At 62.4% G+C, this 18,031-nt stretch carries 17 protein-coding genes; 11 read left to right on the forward strand and 6 right to left on the reverse strand.

Translation table 11 applies throughout. From position 1 onward, the window contains the following. Nucleotides 1-351 precede the first annotated feature (351 nt). Nucleotides 352-573, forward strand: a complete 222-nt coding sequence (locus V8P86_RS08170; protein ID WP_336326761.1) for a hypothetical protein — start codon at nt 352-354, stop codon at nt 571-573. A gap of 1 nt (nt 574) precedes the next feature. Here the strand turns inward: V8P86_RS08170 and glyA are convergent, their stop codons facing one another. Continuing rightward, entirely contained in the window at nt 575-1,822 is a 1,248-nt protein-coding gene (gene glyA, locus V8P86_RS08175; RefSeq protein ID WP_336326762.1) for a serine hydroxymethyltransferase, read from the reverse strand. A gap of 115 nt (nt 1,823-1,937) precedes the next feature. Here glyA and V8P86_RS08180 point away from each other — a divergent pair, with 115 nt between their 5' ends. Beyond that, nucleotides 1,938-2,498, forward strand: coding sequence for a hypothetical protein (locus tag V8P86_RS08180; protein WP_336326763.1), 561 nt, complete (start codon nt 1,938-1,940; stop codon nt 2,496-2,498). A gap of 32 nt (nt 2,499-2,530) precedes the next feature. Here V8P86_RS08180 and serS read toward each other — a convergent pair whose 3' ends face one another. Beyond that, entirely contained in the window at nt 2,531-3,913 is a 1,383-nt protein-coding gene (gene serS, locus V8P86_RS08185; RefSeq protein ID WP_336326764.1) for a serine--tRNA ligase, read from the reverse strand. Nucleotides 3,914-4,116: 203 nt separating this feature from the next. Here serS and V8P86_RS08190 point away from each other — a divergent pair, with 203 nt between their 5' ends. Continuing rightward, nucleotides 4,117-4,452 carry a hypothetical protein gene (locus V8P86_RS08190; RefSeq protein WP_336326765.1) on the forward strand — a complete coding sequence of 112 codons (336 nt, stop codon included), beginning with the start codon at nt 4,117-4,119 and terminating at the stop codon, nt 4,450-4,452. Nucleotides 4,453-4,457: 5 nt separating this feature from the next. On the opposite strand, the gene V8P86_RS08195 is transcribed toward V8P86_RS08190, so the two are convergent. Next, nucleotides 4,458-4,910, reverse strand: coding sequence for a hypothetical protein (locus tag V8P86_RS08195; RefSeq protein WP_336326766.1), 453 nt, complete (start codon nt 4,908-4,910; stop codon nt 4,458-4,460). Nucleotides 4,911-5,003: 93 nt separating this feature from the next. Between V8P86_RS08195 and V8P86_RS08200 the strand changes: the two genes are divergently transcribed. The 6 genes from V8P86_RS08200 to V8P86_RS08225 all read left to right on the forward strand — a co-directional run bounded on the left by V8P86_RS08200 (nt 5,004) and on the right by V8P86_RS08225 (nt 13,659). Further along, the gene (locus V8P86_RS08200; protein WP_336326767.1) at nt 5,004-5,426 is read left to right on the forward strand and encodes a PPC domain-containing DNA-binding protein; all 423 of its coding nucleotides are present in this window, start codon (nt 5,004-5,006) and stop codon (nt 5,424-5,426) included. Between the two features lie 4 nt (nt 5,427-5,430). Continuing rightward, on the forward strand, nt 5,431-9,549 hold the full coding sequence (locus V8P86_RS08205; RefSeq protein ID WP_336326768.1) for a DNA-directed DNA polymerase II large subunit: 4,119 nt from the start codon (nt 5,431-5,433) through the stop codon (nt 9,547-9,549). Nucleotides 9,550-9,690: 141 nt separating this feature from the next. Beyond that, nucleotides 9,691-10,386, forward strand: a complete 696-nt coding sequence (locus tag V8P86_RS08210) for an ABC transporter ATP-binding protein (RefSeq protein WP_336326769.1) — start codon at nt 9,691-9,693, stop codon at nt 10,384-10,386. Continuing rightward, nucleotides 10,383-11,630 carry an ABC transporter permease gene (locus V8P86_RS08215; RefSeq protein WP_336326770.1) on the forward strand — a complete coding sequence of 416 codons (1,248 nt, stop codon included), beginning with the start codon at nt 10,383-10,385 and terminating at the stop codon, nt 11,628-11,630. The genes V8P86_RS08210 and V8P86_RS08215 overlap by 4 nt, the downstream gene beginning before the upstream one ends. 255 nt (nt 11,631-11,885) lie before the next feature. Next, entirely contained in the window at nt 11,886-12,578 is a 693-nt protein-coding gene (locus V8P86_RS08220; RefSeq protein ID WP_336326771.1) for a hypothetical protein, read from the forward strand. 247 nt (nt 12,579-12,825) lie between these two features. After that, nucleotides 12,826-13,659, forward strand: a complete 834-nt coding sequence (locus tag V8P86_RS08225; protein ID WP_336326772.1) for a hypothetical protein — start codon at nt 12,826-12,828, stop codon at nt 13,657-13,659. Here the strand turns inward: V8P86_RS08225 and V8P86_RS08230 are convergent, their stop codons facing one another. Then, a complete protein-coding gene (locus V8P86_RS08230; RefSeq protein ID WP_336326773.1) occupies nt 13,660-14,226 on the reverse strand; it encodes an NUDIX domain-containing protein in 567 nt (188 codons plus the stop codon). A gap of 177 nt (nt 14,227-14,403) precedes the next feature. Between V8P86_RS08230 and V8P86_RS08235 the strand changes: the two genes are divergently transcribed. After that, a complete protein-coding gene (locus V8P86_RS08235; RefSeq protein ID WP_336326774.1) occupies nt 14,404-14,619 on the forward strand; it encodes a hypothetical protein in 216 nt (71 codons plus the stop codon). A gap of 3 nt (nt 14,620-14,622) precedes the next feature. On the opposite strand, the gene V8P86_RS08240 is transcribed toward V8P86_RS08235, so the two are convergent. Continuing rightward, nucleotides 14,623-17,292 (reverse strand): heavy metal translocating P-type ATPase, encoded by a 2,670-nt coding sequence (locus tag V8P86_RS08240; RefSeq protein ID WP_336326775.1) that lies wholly within the window; start codon nt 17,290-17,292, stop codon nt 14,623-14,625. A gap of 220 nt (nt 17,293-17,512) precedes the next feature. Here V8P86_RS08240 and V8P86_RS08245 point away from each other — a divergent pair, with 220 nt between their 5' ends. Next, nucleotides 17,513-17,782: a DUF7577 domain-containing protein gene (locus V8P86_RS08245; RefSeq protein ID WP_336326776.1), complete on the forward strand. Its 270-nt coding sequence runs from the start codon at nt 17,513-17,515 to the stop codon at nt 17,780-17,782. 62 nt (nt 17,783-17,844) lie between these two features. Here V8P86_RS08245 and V8P86_RS08250 read toward each other — a convergent pair whose 3' ends face one another. Then, nucleotides 17,845-18,018: a DUF5786 family protein gene (locus V8P86_RS08250; RefSeq protein WP_336326777.1), complete on the reverse strand. Its 174-nt coding sequence runs from the start codon at nt 18,016-18,018 to the stop codon at nt 17,845-17,847. Nucleotides 18,019-18,031: the final 13 nt, after the last annotated feature.

Consider the following 18,031-nt stretch of genomic DNA (forward strand, 5'->3'; position numbering starts at 1 on the left):
CAACTCAGAGGTGCACACCGGCTCCCGTGTGGCGGGTCAACTCATGTGGACATCCCCCCCTTCCCCCCACACTCTTTCCGCCTGCGGGAGCTGTCCGGCGCGGGCATCACTCCCCCCCGGTGCCTGCCCGGAACAGTATCACCTTGCCCCACCGTTAACGGATCCCCACCCCCCTCTCTTTCCCCCTCTTAATTTCCCCCTTTCCCCCACTTTCACTGACTCCAGAGAGCCACCGCCCGGTGTGGGCGTCCGACTGTCTCCGAGGCCACGTTGCTGAACGAGAAACCTGTCTGGCGTATTTATTCCTCAGTTGTACGTGTCTGCAAACACAGAGCACTGATCGAGATCATCATGTCTGCCACAGCCGTGATCGTTCGCCTGCGTCAGGCTGCCGTCGGCCTGTATCTCTGCTGGCTCGTAGCGGTCGTTCTCTCGATGCTCGGCCGGTTTACTCCGTTTCCGACGCTCAGGCCGGCACGGCTGGGAATGATCGTCGGTACCGCCATCTTCGCCGTGATCGGCGCGGGAATGGTGCTCCGGGACCTCGGCGACCGTTTCAAAAAGGGACCGTGAATCAGTCGTACAGCGTGAACTCGTCGGTGAGTTCGTCGACGCGGTCGCTGACCTCACTCTTGACATCCTCGTCGTCGTAGTCGTCGACGACGCGGGCGATCAGATCCGCGACCTCGCGGCAGGCTTCTTCGTCGAAGCCACGGGTCGTGAGCGCGGGCGTGCCCGCACGGATGCCCGAGGGATTGAATGCAGAGCGCGTCTCGCCCGGCACCGTGTTCGCGTTCAGGACGATACCGACTTCTTCGAGGGCCTCTTCGGCCTCTTTTCCTGTGGTATCGGGGTGGGAGTCACGCAGATCCACCAGGACGAGGTGGTTGTCCGTGCCGCCGGAGACCAGCGAGAAGCCGTGTTCCTGCAGTTGGTCGCCCAGCGCTTTCGCGTTGTCGACGACCTGTTCGGCGTACTCCTGGAACTCGGGTTCGAGTGCCTCCTTGAAGCCGACGGCCTTGCCGGCGACGTTGTGCATCAGCGGGCCGCCCTGTCCGCCGGGGAACACCGCGGGGTCGATGTCGTCGGCGAATTCCTCGGTGGTCATGATGATGCCACCGCGGCCCGAGCGGATCGTCTTGTGCGTGCTGCCGGTGACGAAGTCGGCGACGCCCACTGGTGAGGAGTGGACGCCCGCCGCCACGAGCCCGGTCGTGTGAGCGATGTCGGCGAGGTGGTAGGCGTCGACGTTGTCGGCGACGCGCTGGATCTCCTCGAACTCGATATCTCGCGGGTATGCGGAGTAGCCCGAGACGATGATGTCGGGATCGAACTCCTCGGCAGTCTCCTCCAGTCCCTCGTAGTCGATGTAGCCCGTCTCGGCGTCGACCTGGTACTGTTCGACTTCGTAGGTCTGGCCGGTGAAATTCGCCGGATGACCGTGTGAAAGGTGACCGCCGTGTTCGAGTTCCATCGAGAGAATCTTGTCGCCAGGGTCGAGGACGGCGAGATAGACGCCCATGTTCGCCTGCGTCCCCGAATGCGGCTGGACGTTGACGTGCTCTGCGCCCCACAGTTCCTTGGCGCGTTCGATGGCCAACTCTTCGACGGTGTCGGCGTGCTCACAGCCCGCGTAGTAGCGTTCGCCCGGATAGCCCTCGGCGTACTTGTTGGTGAGTTCCGAACTCTGGGCCTCCATCACCGCCTCGCTGACGTGATTCTCGCTCGCGATCATCGCCAGCGTGTCGTTCTGGCGCTCGCGCTCTGCGGTCAGTGCATCGGCAACGGCCGGGTCCACGTCCCGTACCGTATCGTAGCTCATACGTCTAGTCAGGAACCGGAGGGTAATAATCTACCTTTTCCGCGGGGGTGTGGTATCTAGGTACATACGTATACAGGCCACAAGACATACCCCTCGGAACTCCTCAGCCTGTTGCGTGAGGAAGAAACTGCTCGTCCTCGGCGTTGTCGCCCTGATCGCCCTCGCTGGCTGTTCCGGCCTTGGCGGCGACCAACCCGACGTGGAAGAGAACAGTGACGATCAACCCGAAGAGAGCGACGAACCCGATCCCTCCTCGACTGCTGACGAAGGCGTCGATACCGATAACAGCACGACTGCCGCCGAGAACGTCTCCTACGCGGTCGGAATCGAAGTCAACGAGTCGGTCGCGGGTCAGGAACTCGACGCAATCGGCGCGACCTATCCCCGCGAGAACTTCACCGTCGAAGCGGCCCAGCACGACGAGATTCTCCTCGGTATCGACACCGACGACGACGGGGAAATCGACCGCGGCTTCGAGGAAGGCGTGGTCAGCGGCGTCAACAACAACGCCTACTCCTTCGACGTGACGATGGATGCCAACTACACCCTCCAGACCGGCGACGTGGTCATGATCGAATATCCCGACGTGAACAACCCGGACGAACCCGGCGAGTACACCGTCGAAACGCGATTGAACGATCAGCAGATGGCTGATGCCACTGTGCTGATCGAGTAGTAAAAATCGGTCCCCGACCGACAGGCAGTCCGTTACTCCTTTTCTCCTGCACCGACAGCGGCCTCGCCGACTGGATCGTGGCCTTCGATGACCTCCTGGCCGCCCATATACGGCTGCAATGGCTCGGGAATCGTCACAGTGCCGTCGTCGTTCTGGTAGTATTCGAGTAGCGCGACCATCACGCGGGGCAGGGCCAGTCCCGACGCGTTCAGGGTGTGCAGATACTCCGCCGACTCGTGTCGCTCCGGTCGGTAGCGCAGGCCGATGCGGCGGGCCTGGAACTCCTCGAAATTCGAGGCACTTGAGACTTCCAGCCAGCGGCCGCCGCGGTCGGGGCCGTGGTCCATGTCGTCGGCCGGGGCCCACACCTCGATATCGTAGGTGCGCGCAGAGGCGAAGGTCAGATCGCCGCCACAGAGCAGGACGACGCGGTAGGGTAGTCCGAGTCGTTTCAGCACTTCCTCGGCCTCGGTGACAAGGTCGTCCAGTCGCTCGTCGCTCTCTTCCGGTTCGACGAAGTTGACGAGTTCGACCTTGTTGAACTGGTGGACGCGAGCCAGTCCGCGCGTCTCGGTACCGTGTTCGCCGGCTTCCCGGCGGAAGTTCGGCGTGTAGGCCTGGTGTTTGATCGGCAGGTCGTCGGCCATCATGATCTCGTCGCGGTACATGTTGGTGACCGGCACCTCCGCGGTCGGACAGAGCCAGAGGTCGTCGTCGTCGTACTCGGCCTCGTTGCGGTCGCCGATCCGGTAGGCGTCCTCCGAGAACTTGGGGAGTTGGCTCGTCCCGGTCATCGACTCGCTGCTGACCGGAATCGGCGGGAACACTTCCTGGTAGCCCTGCTCGCGGTGGATGTCGCGCATGAACTGGATCAGCGCGTGTTCGAGACGGGCGGCATCGCCTTTCAGGAAATAGAACCCACCGCCGCTGACCTTCGCGCCGCGCTCGAAGTCCAGAATGTTCAGATCCTCACCCAGATCGTAGTGCGGGCTGACCTCTTCCGGTAGTTCCCGTAACTCGTCGAAGCCGTGTCGACGGACTTCCTCGTTGTCGCTCTCGTCCTCGCCCGGCGGGACATCGTCCTGCGGGACGTTCGGGAGTTCGAGCAGGCGCTGATCGAGTTCGTCTTTCAGTTCGGCGGCCTCGTCTTCGATCTCTTCGAGTTCGTCTTTCAGTTCCTGTGAGCGCTCGATGGCCTCCTGGGCCTCTTCCTCTTTGCCCTCCTGTTTGAGTTCGCCGATGGTGCTACTGACCTGGTTGCGTTCGTGACGCAGGTCGTCACCGCGGGATTTCAGTTCCCGCCAGCGCTCGTCGATATCCAGAATCTCGTCCAGTTCCGTCTCGTCGTCGCCCCGCAGTCTGAGACCCTCTCGGACTTCCTCGGGGTTCTCGCGGACGAACTGCCTGCTTAACATATCTGTTCGTTTGCCGCGACGTTGCAAAACCGTTACCGTTCGCCGCCAGCGTTCGCTCCCCCTGGACCCCGACGGATCTATATAGTACTTCTAGGTGGACAATAGTTTTATTTTGCGTGCTCGAAGTTCACACACATTCAATCTGTCCCGGTCTATCATCCCAAATAACTCTTTTATGCCTACATCTCTAAGGATTAACTACAATGAGAGTAAGCAATTACGAACTGACTGACTCGGTCGCAGGCTTCGAGGAAGGCGACGTACTGGACGTGACGGCACGGTTCGGTGACTGGCACACCTACAGCCTGAAACTGGAACTGTCGCCGTCCTCGCCCGCCTCGCGGACCGTCGTCGTGACTGAGAGCGAGGCCGGCTTCAGCGAACGAGAGATTCTCGACGAGACGGCTCGGATCGGCGACTGGCACGAGTACGATCTGAAATTCGATCCAGAGGAACGGACGGAGTCTGACTCCGGCCGAGTCGTCCTCTCGATGGACGAATTCGAAGCAGTCGCAGAACCGGCCGACGCGAGCGCCTGAGCCCCCTACTCCGGCCGCTCGTCGTCGAAGCGCACCGACGACGTGACGAACCCACCCTCGTGCAGTGTAATAACAACCGCTGACGACCCCTCCTCCGGAATCGGTGTTTTGTGGGTGTCCTGCAGTCTTTCTTCGCCGTCGACAGTGACCGTTACCGAGAGTGTTCCGGGATCGGTGACTCGTCGGACGCCCCAGATTTCGCCGGGCTTGATCCGCCACGGGCCGTGTGTCATCCCCTCGCCGTCGACAGCGTATTCGATTCCCACCTCGTGAGCGTCGGCCCGTTCGTTGCGGACTTCGATCAGGTGCGCTGGGTCGGGGCCGATCAGTGGAAGCCGTTTGATCACGCCGAATTTGAGGGCTGCCAGCAGCGTCGTGACCGCAGCGAGGACACCGCCAGCAACGAGTCCTGCGACGAGATATTTCCGATCTACACCGGCGAGATACCGTCGAACCATGGCTGTGTGTACTCACATCGCCCGTATGTACGTTTGGTCCTCGGGTGGCCAGTACCAGTACAGTTTTGGGCGTTGCTCTCCTCCGTTCTCAACATGGATTACGAGGAAGTTCAGGGTGCCCGTGAGTACGTGGCACGCCTCGACCACGGCAAGGACTGGCGCGGACAGATCGAGGACTTCGCCGAGAGCGAAGGAATCGATGCCGCCTTCTTTTTCGGTCTCGGTGCGGTGCAGGATGCGACGCTTCTGTTCTACGATCAGGACACACAGGAGTACGAACCGATCGAGTTCGACGAACCCTTCGAGGTTGCCCCGGCGGTGGGGAACATCTCGTGGCTGGAGGACGAACGCTTCGCACACACCCACGTCGCGCTCTCGCGCGAAGACGGGAGCACCGTCGCGGGCCATCTCGACACCGCGACGACCTTCGCCGGCGAACTCTGGGTCCGAGAATTCGACACCACGCTCGAACGGGAACACGACGAGGTAACTGATCTGGACCTCTGGGGTCTGTAGAGGGATGCGGCCGGCAGACGAACGGTACTTCGACGAACTGGAGACGGAACTCGACGAAGCGATGGCTGTCGCCAACGAGGCCCGCGAGCGCGGCGGCGACCCCACTCCCGAGGTCGAGATTCCGACCGCGCGGGACATGGCCGACCGCGTCGAGAATATTCTCGGTATCGACGGCGTCGCCGAGCGCGTCCGCGAACTCGAAGGCGAGTTCTCCCGCGAGGAGGCCGCGCTGGAACTCGTCGAGGACTTCGTCGAGGGATCCGTCGGCGACTACGACTCCCGCGAGGGTAAAATCGAGGGCGCGGTTCGGACGGCGGTTGCCCTCCTCACAGAGGGTGTCGTTGCCGCCCCAATCGAGGGGATAGACCGCGTCGAACTGCTCGAAAACGACGACGGATCGGAGTTCATCAACATCTACTACGCCGGCCCGATCCGCTCCGCCGGTGGGACCGCCCAGGCACTCTCTGTGCTCGTCGCCGACTACGCTCGAACACTGCTCGATATCGACGAGTACAAGCCCAGAGACGACGAGATCAACCGCTACGCTGAGGAGGTCGCTTTATACGACAGCGAGACCGGCCTCCAGTACGCGCCCAAGGAGAAGGAGGCCAAGTTCATCGCCGGAAACATGCCGATCATGCTCGACGGCGAGGCGACCGGCGACGAGGAGGTCTCCGGCTTCCGGGATCTCGACCGCGTCGACACCAACTCCGCCCGCGGCGGCATGTGTCTGGTCTTCGGGGAGGGAATCGCGCTCAAGGCCCCGAAGATCCAGCGGTACACTCGCAGTCTCGACGAGGTCGAGTGGCCGTGGCTGCAGGATCTCATCGACGGCAACTACGATCCCGACGGTGGCGACAGCGAGGAGGCCGACGACGAAGCGAGCGAGGACGACGACGCCGATGGTGACGCTGAGGACGAGGCCCCCGACGAGGAGGAAGAAGCCAACGGCCCGCCGCGCGCGGAGAAATCCAAGAAGTACCTCCAGGATCTGATCGCCGGCCGACCGGTCTTCTCTCACCCCAGCGAAACGGGCGGATTCAGGCTTCGCTACGGCCGCGCGCGCAACCACGGACACGCGACCGCCGGTATCCACCCCGCGACGATGCACCTCGTCGACGACTTCCTCGCGACGGGGACCCAGGCCAAGACCGAGCGACCGGGCAAGGCCGCCGGTATCGTGCCCGTCGACTCTATCGAAGGCCCCACCGTGCGACTGGCAAACGGCGACGTGCGCCAGATCAACGACGCGGACGAGGCACTCGAAATCCGCAACGGCGTCGAGAAGATTCTCGATCTCGGCGAGTATCTCGTCAACTACGGCGAGTTCGTCGAGAACAACCACCCGCTCGCGCCCGCCGGCTACGTCTACGAGTGGTGGGTCCAGGAGTTCGAGGACGCGGGTGCGCCGGTGCAGGCGATGGAAGACGACGTGGCGGTCGATCTAGAACACCCGAGTCCCGAGCAGGCACTCGCCTGGACCGAGGAGTACGACGTGGCGATCCACCCCGAGTACACCTATCTCTACCACGACGTGAGCGTCGACCAACTCGACCACCTGGCGGAGGCCATCGCCGACGGCGAAATCGCCGCCACCGACGGCGCGGCCCGCCAGCCCACGGCCGACTCGCCGGACGGTGAAGAGTCTCTGGTTGTCGAGAACACTGCCGAGATTCGAGCGATCCTCGAATCCCTGCTGGTCGAACACTCCCAGCAGGCCGAGACCATCGAGATTCCCGTCTGGCGACCGCTCGCTCGTACGCTCGGGTTCGACGAGACACTGCAGCGGACGTGGCAACTCGCGGATCTTAGCGCCGAGGCTCGGGAGTACGCCGACGGCGACAACGCCATCGAGGCGGTCAACGAAATCGCACCCTTCGCGGTCCGGGAGCGCGCGCCGACGCGCATCGGCAACCGGATGGGTCGCCCGGAGAAATCCGAGGAGCGCGAACTCTCGCCGGCGGTCCACACCCTCTATCCCATCGGCGAAGCCGGCGGCAGTCAGCGCTCCGTCGGCGACGCAGCGACACACGGCGACTCCGTCGAGGGCACGCAGGGCGACGTAGAGGTCGAGGTTGGTCGCCGGAAGTGCGTCGACTGCGGGACAGAGACGCATCGCCCGCGCTGTCCTGACTGCGGCGGTATCGCCGAGGCAGTCTACATCTGTCCGGACTGCGACAGCCGAATCGAACCCGACGAGTCCGGCCGCGCGGAGTGTGACCACTGCGAGACGCTGGCCTCACCCACGCAGTCGAAGACGCTCGACATCCACGAGGAACTACGCGACGCGCTGGAGTCGGTCGGCGAGCGCCCCTCCGCGTACGACAAACTCAAAGCGGTCAAGGGACTCTCCTCGAAGGAGAAAACACCCGAACCGCTCGAAAAAGGTATTTTGCGGGCGAAACACGACGTGTCGGCGTTCAAAGACGGGACGGTTCGATACGACATGACCGACCTGCCCGTCACGTCGGTCCGGCCGGCGGAACTGGACGTGACCGTCGAGGACCTGCAGGAGTTGGGCTACACCGAGGATATCCGCGGTGACCCGCTCCGGCACGAAGACCAACTGATCGAACTCAAAGTGCAGGACGTAGTGCTCTCCGACGGCGCGGCCGAACACATGCTCAACACCGCCGACTTCGTCGACGACCTGCTGGAGCAGTACTACGGACTGGGCCCGTACTACGAGTTCGAGCAGCGCCAGGATCTGGTCGGCGAACTCGTCTTCGGGATGGCACCGCACACGAGTGCGGCAACTGTCGGGAGAGTGATTGGTTTCACATCGGCCGCCGTCGGATACGCGCATCCGTACTTTCACGCCGCGAAGCGCCGGAATTGTTTCCACCCGGAGACGGAAATCCGGTATGTTGATGACGGTGACATCCGGGAACTCAGTATTGAGGCGTTCGTTGAGCGGCGACTCAATGATCCAGAGGAAGACGACTTCGGGGTACTTATTGAAGAGTTAGACGGCACCGAACACGTCCGAACGCTGACTGACGACGGGCGGTGGACGACCAAACCGGTTGAGGCGGTGTCGAAACACCCTGCACCGGATCACCTCGTGCGCGTTAAGACTGAATCTGGCCACACGCTCACAGTCACCCCTGACCACGAACTCTGTCGGTGGCGAGAGGGTGCGGAGTCCATCGAAGCACACCGAATTGCGGTTGGGGATCGGATACCCCGAGCGAACAACTTGGGGCTATTACAGGCCGAAGCAGGGGTAGCAGCATCTGTTGACGGTGGAAAGCCGGAACTCGATACCGTGTCAGAGATAGAGTTCATTCGGCCGGATATCGAGCATACGTACTGCCTCACTGTCGCTGACACCAATCGGGTCGTTGTAAACGGCCTTGCGTCCGCCCAGTGCGACGGTGACGAAGATTGTGTTATGCTCCTCTTAGACGGCTTGTTGAACTTTTCTGAGAGTTTCTTACCCGACCAGCGCGGGGGTCGGATGGACGCGCCGCTGGTGATGTCCTCCCGTATCGATCCCTCGGAAATCGACGACGAGGCGCACAACATCGACATCATGCGCACGTACCCGCGGGAGTTCTACGAGGCGACCCGGGAGATGGCCGAGACCGGCGAGGTCGAAGAGATCATGACCATCGCCGAGGAGACGCTGGGGACCGATCAGGAGTACACGGGCTTCGATCACACCCACGACACCACAGATCTCGCCGCCGGACCCGACCTCTCGGCGTACAAGACGCTGGGGTCGATGCAGGAGAAGATGGACGCTCAACTGGCGCTGTCGCGGAAACTCCGCGCAGTCGACGAATCCGACGTGGCCGAGCGGATCATCGAGTTCCACTTCCTGCCGGATCTGCTGGGTAATCTGAAGGCCTTCTCCAGTCAGGAGTTCCGCTGTCTCGATTGCGGCGAGAAGTACCGCCGCGCGCCGCTGACCGGCGACTGCCGGGAGTGTGGCGGCGACATCAACCTCACCGTCCACGAGGGATCGGTCAACAAGTACATGGACACCGCCATCCACGTCGCCGAGGAGTTCGGCGCGGACGATTACACGAAACAGCGCCTCCAGATCCTCGAAAAGCGGATCGAACGCATCTTCGAGAACGACAACAACAAACAGTCCGGCATCGCCGACTTCATGTAGTGTCGCCTGCGGCATCCAGCAGACTCGTCGGACACAGACCCTCGCTACAGCCAGTCTGCTGGTAGAGCCGAGCTGACCGCGTTGCCCGGTACGAAACAGTGAGTCCCGTTTTTTTGTGTTGCCGACGAATCGCCCACTAATATGGTTGCAGCACAGTCTGGAGCGATTGTCGAAGCGACAGAGCTACGCCGGACCTACCATCTGGGAGAACCAGTTCACGCCTTGGACGGCGTTTCGCTCTCGCTTCCGCGAGGATCGTTCACGGCCGTGATGGGTCCGAGTGGCTCCGGTAAGAGTACACTGATGAATCTGCTGGGGTGTCTCGATACACCTGACGACGGTGAGGTGACCGTCGGCGGACAGACGATATCGGGGCTTTCGGATGCCAAACGGGCCAAACTCCGGGGGACCGAGATCGGGTTCGTCTTCCAGACGTTCAACCTCATGCCACGGTTGACCGCCGCAGAGAACGTGACACTCCCGCTCGTGTTCAACGACGATGTCGATGTTGGCCGTCGCGAGCGTGCCGAGACCCTGCTCGAACGGGTCGGTCTCGGGGACCGACTGGACCACGCTCCGAACGAACTCTCCGGGGGACAGCGTCAGCGTGTCGCCATCGCGAGAGCACTGGTCAACGAGCCATCGCTCGTACTCGCCGACGAACCCACCGGTAACCTCGACACCGAAACTGGCGACGAGATCATGGACCTGTTCGGTGAACTCAACAACAGCGGACGAACGATCCTGATGGTGACCCACGAACGGCACGTCGCCGAGCGCGCCGATCGAATCGTCCACCTCGTCGATGGGCAGATCCAGGAGGTCGAACAGCTATGAATCCAATCGAGAGCCTTCGGATTAGCTGGCGAGCGATCACCAGCCACAAACTCCGGTCGACACTGACGACGCTGGGCATCATCATCGGCGTTGGTTCTGTGATCGTATTCATGGTTCTCGGGGGTGCGTTCGAGGCAAATATCCTCCAAGACATCGAGGAAGATGAGGACCCATCTGTGGTCGTTCGGACCCAGGTCAGTCCGGAGGGCGGGTTCGGAGTCCAGTTCTCTCGGACGCCGGTCTACACGCAACATGACGTCGACAACGTGGCTGAAATCGACGGCGTCGAGTACGTCTCACCGACTGCGACAATCCCGGCGACACAACTGTCATACGGTGAAACCCGGGTCGCTGGTGGCTCGGGTGGCGGCTTCAGCGTGAGCGCGTCGACTCCGGAGTCCTTCCAAGACGGTCCGTTCGAGATAACCGAAGGGGTGGCCTATGAGTCTGGAACGAACCAGACGGTGGTAAACGAACCCCTCGTCGAGGCGGTAGACGGCGAGATTGGCCCTGGCGACGAGATGACCATCCGATTCCAGGACGGACGTGAACAGACGTTCACCGTCGCCGGCGTCGCTGACGACGATACAGGTGGGATCAACCCGCCGACGATCCACGTTCCAATCGATCCCCACTACCGGGCAATTGTGGAGACGCCACGTGGGACCGAAGAGCCGGCGTTCGCGGAGTTCAGCGTCCGTGCGGAAAGTGCTGAGGATGTCGACGATGTCAAAGCAGAGATTCAGTCGTACTTCGACTCCGAGGAGGCTGACGCACCTGAACTCACGTCTGAGGAGCAAACGATCGTCGTCCAGACGAATGAGGACGTTGTCGAGCAAGTCACGGATATCATCGACCAACTCGCCGTCTTCCTCGGTGGGATCGCCGCTATCTCGCTGGTCGTTGGCTCGATCGGGATCGCGAATATCATGATCGTCAGCGTCACCGAGCGGACGCGGGAAATCGGGATCATGAAAGCTGTCGGTGCCCGTCGGCGTGATATCGTCCAGTTGTTCCTGGTCGAGTCACTCGTTCTCGGTCTCGTCGGTGCCGTTTTCGGCGTGATCGCCGGCCTTGGCTTTGGCTTCCTCGGCGTTCAACTGACGGGATGGCCGATGGCGTATCCACTCGACTGGATCGCTATCGCTGTCGGTGTCGGGATCTTCGTCGGTGTGTTCTCGGGGCTGTATCCCGCCTGGCGGGCCGCTCGTGTCGACCCGATCGAGGCACTCCGTCGAGAATAGCGCCCTCCGACCAACTCCGTCCCAATCGTCTTCTCAGCCGAGTGGTGGCGGCCATCGAGGTAGCTCGGACGGCCATAGCGCTTGCCGGCCCTGCGACATGCCGAGGGACGGATCGAGAGTGGTGAGCGGACGCAGCCACGACACCGCCGGAAACTCATGGAGACGGCTCACCGACGCGATCTGTGTCCCTAGGTAGTTTCTCGCTCAGAAACTCGTCGCTGTACTTAAAGCGACCTATGTCGTTCAAAGCCACGTATGCCACTACAAACCGCCGCTGTGCTTCGCCAGCGGTTCTCGGTGTCAAGTGTGGTGATGTGGGTGCTCACCATCGCCGTCGTCTATGTACTGACTGAAAACGTCGCGGTCGTGCTCGGTATCTTCGCTGCGTATCTCTTCACCAGCGGGATGGATCTCCTCCGGGATGTCCCGGCGGTAGACGAACGCTGGGTAAAAAGCGCGTCCGGGATCCTCGCGGGCGCGGCCAGTACGGCGTGGCTCTGGCTCGAACTGTTTCCCCGGGGGACCGTCGGGGAGGTTTGGCCCCCGTTGCTGGCCATTGCCGCGTGCGTCTGGCTGCTTCTCGACGCCCGCGCTGACTTCGTCCAAGACCGTCACATCGCTCGCTCCGGGAACGCCGACGACCTGAGTAGCGCCGAAGCGATGCTCGTCATGCAACATGCCCGTCTCGTCGCCGACGAACTGGAGGCGGGCCCGAAAACGGCGGCCGAACTCGCCGAGGCCTGTGACCTGACCGTCTCCCGCGTCGAAGACGTGATCGACATCGCCGGTCAGGACGCGACAATCTACGCGGTCGATTCCAACGCCGACGAGCCACGGTACGCCCTCGACGAGCGGAAGATGGGGCTGAGCGGCTTCGGTCGAACGGCGGCGAGCGGCCTGACTGGCCTGCTCAACCGACTCGCGAGACCGTTCGTCGAGGGATTTTGATCGGACCTGGTATCGTCTCGTCACCGTCTATCGTGACGAATGATAACTTTTCGTATGCGTGGCGGAAAGCCTATTATCCAGTATTGCGACAGTTAACATGATGTCTACGAAAGTAAAACTCGCCGTTGCATTGGTCGCTATCGCCCTCGTCTACAAGCTCGTCAGCAGCGAGTAACTCCGAGGCTCGTACCGTCTGCAAACCACTTCTTCTCGAATCCCTTAGGGGGCTTCACCCCAATTACCGGGTATGTACGGAATCGTCACGCGAAACGAAGAGGAGGTGACCTGGGAAGAGTTCGACCGCACCTTTTTCGAGATGAAAGACGTGACCGGCCGGGCGACCGAACCGGTGGGGGGCGCGGTCAACATGATCTCCGCCTTCGGCGACAACGCCGCCGTCGAAGGCGATCCGACGCTCGCCCCGATCGACGAGTTCGGGACGCCCGCGACCCGCGAACGGCCGTATTTCGACTGGGATTACGTCTGCCCCTCGAAAGACACCTATCGCGAGGGGATTCTGGAGATGGTCGAAGACGCCGCCGCGGTCAACGAAGATGTCCGACTCGACGACGTGGGGTTTCCCCGCGAGGAGTACTGCCACTGCGAGCACTGCAACGCTCGATTCGCCGACAGCGAGTACGATGACCGCCAGGCCTGGCGGCGCAGCGTCATCACCGAATTCGTTGCCGAAGTCCGCGACCGTGTCCCCGGCGACCTCTATCTGACGTTGTATCCCGACCCCTACCCCGGCCATCTCGACGAACGGAGTGGGCTGGACCTCGACGCGCTCTCGGAGTACGTCGACGAGTTCGTCGTCCCGATCTACGATATGGCGTACGAGACGACCTACTGGGTCGAGGTCATCGCAAAGGGATTCCAGGACCGTCTCGACACCCCCTTCAGCATCGAACTGTACGCGATCAACATCGACGTGGATAATCTCATCAAGGTGATGGATGTCGCGGACGAGTACGCCGAATCTGTCCTCTTTGGCTACGAGGCCGGCAACGCTCGCGCTGCGATCCGGCGCAAACGCGCCGACCAGCGCGAGGGCGTCGACCACGACCCACAGACAGAGTAGCTACGCCTCGAATCGCCGCTCGCGCCAGCGCCGTAACTGCTCGCGGTCGCGGGTGTCCGGCGGCAACTCCTCGAACCACTCTGCGGCCGAAATTTCGTCGTCCGGGTCGTTGACAGATGGCTCTGCCTCGTCGTTCCGCACTTCACCCTCGAAAATCGGCAGGATGCCCCACGTCGAGTACTCCTCACAGTGAAAGGTGACTCGCCCGAGCAGCGCCAGTCCGCGAAACCGCACGTCCACACCAGCCTCCTCTTCGAGTTCTCGGCGCGCCGCCTCACGAAACTCCTCGCCGCCGTCGGCCTGCCCGCCCGGCAGCACCCACAGGTCGACACCCTCGTGCCGGACCAGCAGTAACTCGCCGTCGCCGCGGTAAGTGAGGGTGTGTGCGCCGTAAGGCGCGCCGTTGTTCTTGATCCGACGGGCGACGGTCTCGAAGCGGTGCCGTCGGACCTGCTTTGTCGTCTCGAACTCCCGGCAGTCGTAGCGCTCGCAGAGCTGGTGGTAGGTCTGTTCGGCCTGCTGTTCTGCCTCGTCGGCGAGATACCACAGGTCGTCGACGACAGTCATCGCCACCGAACTGTCGGAGGGCGGTCAGCAATCCACGCGTGAATCGTATTCATACATTCCCGTACTCCCGTCAGTCTGATAAGCCTTTGATCCGGCCCGTCAGCACGGCAGCGCGTCTGCCGAGTCCTCCTCACTGGAATCTAACATTTTTATCCGAGGACGCGTGTATCGCCTCGCATGGACGAACTCTTCGACGTGTTGGATCTGGTCGTGGATGTCGGCGAACTGGCCGGATGGCTGTTTCGCATCCTCGGGGTCGTCGCCATCCTCGCTGGAATCGGTCTCTGGCTGTTTACCGACGTTACCCTCCTCGTACCCGCTGTGCTCGTCGTTCTCGGGCTCGTACTGCTGGTCGTTCCCGAGATTCTCCTCGCGTTTGCCGAACTCGCCTGATCGCTACCCGAGCAGCCACTTGAACGGCCGCAGCGGGAGGAAGACGTACTCCTCGTGGGGGTCGTAGTTGATGAACGCGAGGCTGTTCGACATCACCGAGACGCTGGAGGCCGCCATCGCCAACCCAGCGAGCGCCGGGTTCAACAGGCCGAGCGACGCGATCGGCACCAGCGTCGCGTTGTAGCCCAGCGCCCAGAAGAGGTTCTGGTAGACTTTCCTGATCGTCGCGTCGGCGACGTGCAACACTTTCAGCACGTCGGCGGGGTCGTCGCGCATCAGCGTCACGTCTGCGCTCTCGATGGCCACGTCGGTCCCGCTGCCGATGGCGATACCGATTACCGCGTTCGTCAGCGCAGGCGCGTCGTTGACGCCGTCGCCGACCATCATCGCCCGTGTGCCGTCGGACTGAATGTCGTCGATGGTGTCGGCCTTGTCTTCCGGGAGCACGCCAGCGCGGACGTTCTCGGGGCTGATCCCGAGTTCCTCGGCGACGGCGTGGGCCGTCCGCTCGTTGTCCCCGGTGAGCATCATCACCGAGATGCCTTTCTCCTGCAGCGCCGTGACGGTCGATTTCGCACTCTCGCGGACCCGGTCGGCCATCGCGACGACGCCGCCGAGTTCGCCATCGACGGCGACGAGAATCGCCGTCTTGCCCTCCCGTTCTAGCTGTTCCAGCGTCTCGCTGGCTGGGTCGGGATCGACGCCCTCGTCGCGGAGCAGTTTCCGGTTGCCGACCAGCACGTCGTGGCCGTCGACGGTGACGCGGATGCCGTGACCCGGAACGTTCTCGAAGGAGTCCGGCTCCGCTGGATCGAGGCCGCGCTCGCGTGCACCCTCGACGATTGCCTCGCCGAGCGGGTGTTCGCTGCCGCGCTCGGCACTGGCGGCGAGTTCGAGGATTTCGTCGGGATCCTGTTCGGGGGTGACGAGCGCCCCGCCGTCAGAACGCGGTTCTGACGAGGCTCGCGGACCGTCGGTCCCCTCACCACCGTCGGAGCGAGGCTCACCACCGTCAGCCCGGGTGAACTCCGCTGCGGGGACGAAATCGGTCATCTCCATCTCGCCGTGAGTCAGGGTCCCGGTCTTGTCGAAGACGACGGTGTCGATGCCGCGGGCACGTTCGAGCACGTCGCCGCCCTTGAAGAGGACGCCGTTGCGGGCGCTGATCGTCGACCCGACCATCGTCGCCGCCGGCGTCGCCAGTCCGAGCGCACAGGGACAGGCGATCAGCAGTGCCGACGCGAGGACGATCATCGAGAACTCGATGATCGGCACACCCGGGCCGCCGACCGCGGCGACTTCGGGACCACCGCCGACCGGCGCCCACAGCGGCAGCCACTCGACGAAGCCGGCCAGTTGCGTTGGGAACAGTCCCCAGATGAGCGCCCAGAAGACCGCGTTGGCGATCACTGCGGGGACGAAATACGCCGAGACGGTGTCGACCAGCCGCTGGACATCGGGCTGACGCGCCTGGGCCTCCTTCACGCGGTTGACGATCTGCTGGATCGCCGTCTCGTCGCCGACGCTGGTGGCCTCGACCGTGAGGACGCCGTTCTCGTTGATCGTCGAGCCGACGACCTCGTCACCTTCGCCTTTCTCGACGGGGACGGACTCCCCGGTGATCATCGACTCGTCGACGGCGCTCTGTCCGTCGACGACCACACCGTCAGTCGGGATGCGCTCGCCGGGACGGACCTTCATCACGTCGCCGACCTCCACCTCTTCGAGTGGAACGACGACTTCCTCACCGTCTCTGATGAGGGTGGCCTCCTCGGCTTCCATCTCCAGCAGTTCCCGTAGCGCGTTGCCAGCGCGGGCCTTCGAGCGGACTTCGAGCCAGTTGCCCACCGTGATGAACCAGAGAATGAAGGCAACTGCCTCGAAGTAGAGCCCGCCGTCGGGGATGATCCCCAGGACGACGATGGTACTGTAGATGTAGCCTGTCGAGGTGCCGACGGCGACGAGCGTGTCCATGTTCGCCTGCCGGTTGTTGACCAGCGCGCGGTAGGCGCCCTCGATGAACTCACGGCCGAGCGTGGCCATCAGAATCGTCGCCAGCCCGAACTCCACCCAACCGAAGTCGATACCGAAGATCGTGTGGGGAAGTAGGCTCACGTCGACAAAGGGCAGCATCTCGAACATCATCATGATAAACGGTGCGGTCAGCACCGCGCCGCCGAGGACGAGACGACGCTGTCTGTCGAGTTCTCGTTCGACAGCCCGCTCGCGCTCTTCGGTCATATCGCCGCCCTCGTCGCGAACCGGGTCGTAGCCCGCGTTCTCGATGGCGTCGTAGACTGCATCCATCTCGATATCTGCGGGATTGTACGTCAGCAGCACTTCGTCGCTGGCGAAATTGGCATCTGAATCGAGGACGCCCGGTGTATCAGCGAGTGCATCCTCGATGGTCTCCGCACAGGTCGCACAGGACATTCCCGTGACGGGAATCGACGTATTCGCCTGTTCGGGCGTGTAGCCTGCGCCCTCGATCGCCTCGTAAATCTCCGCGAGGCTCACCTGCTCGGGATCGTAGGCGACGACACCCTCGTCGGAAGCGAAATTCGCCGACACCTCCGAAACCCCGTCGAGGTCGCCGACTGCCTCCTCGATGTTCCCGGAACAGGTCGCACACGACATTCCCGAGATCTCCAGTTGTGTTCGTCGCTGGCTCATGTCTCTTCCTAGGGGGTCTACGTTTATGCGGTTTCTCACTAGGAAATGAAGATCAATCTGGGGCCGCTGTTTGGATTCGAAACCACTGGATCGGAAAATCTCACATTCTAGCGTCGGCTCCGCTGGTTCGTCCCGTTCACTATCCGGTTAATTTTCTCCGAGACTCCCAGTCTGTGAAACCAAAGAACGGGGTTAAATACATTGAGAACCAATTTATGGCATGGGCTTACTCGTGCTGGCAGGGGTAGCGCTCGCGATCTTCGCCATCGGGTTCGTTTGTGCCCCGCTACTCCGCAGTGAGGACGAAATCCAGCCGCTGTACCGGTCCCGGCCAGGCGTCCGCCACCTGTACGGACCGACTGGAGACGAAGGCTCCGACGTGGATTACGGGCCGCTCCTCGAGGACGGACGGATTCGCTGTCAGGACTGCGGAACGGTCAATGACGCCACCTACGACTACTGCGAGGAGTGTCTCGGACCGCTGACGTGACGCTTCTGGCGTGAGACTGGTTAGAGAACGGCCCGGGCGTCTCCCGTCGCGTCTGGGAACACTCAGTTGCCCTGGATCTGCTCGAACTGATCGAGGAGTTCCTCTGTCGACTCACCGCCGTCGTACTCGATTTCTCCACGATACTCGTGACGTTCGTCGTCGAAACTGGCGTCGACTTCGCTGTTTTTCCGTTCCCGACGTTCGTGTTCCTCGTCGTCGTATGCTCCCATCGACATTGTGTGACATTCT

This window comes from Halovenus anhuiensis, from assembly GCF_037080055.1.
GTDB lineage: Archaea > Halobacteriota > Halobacteria > Halobacteriales > Haloarculaceae > Halovenus.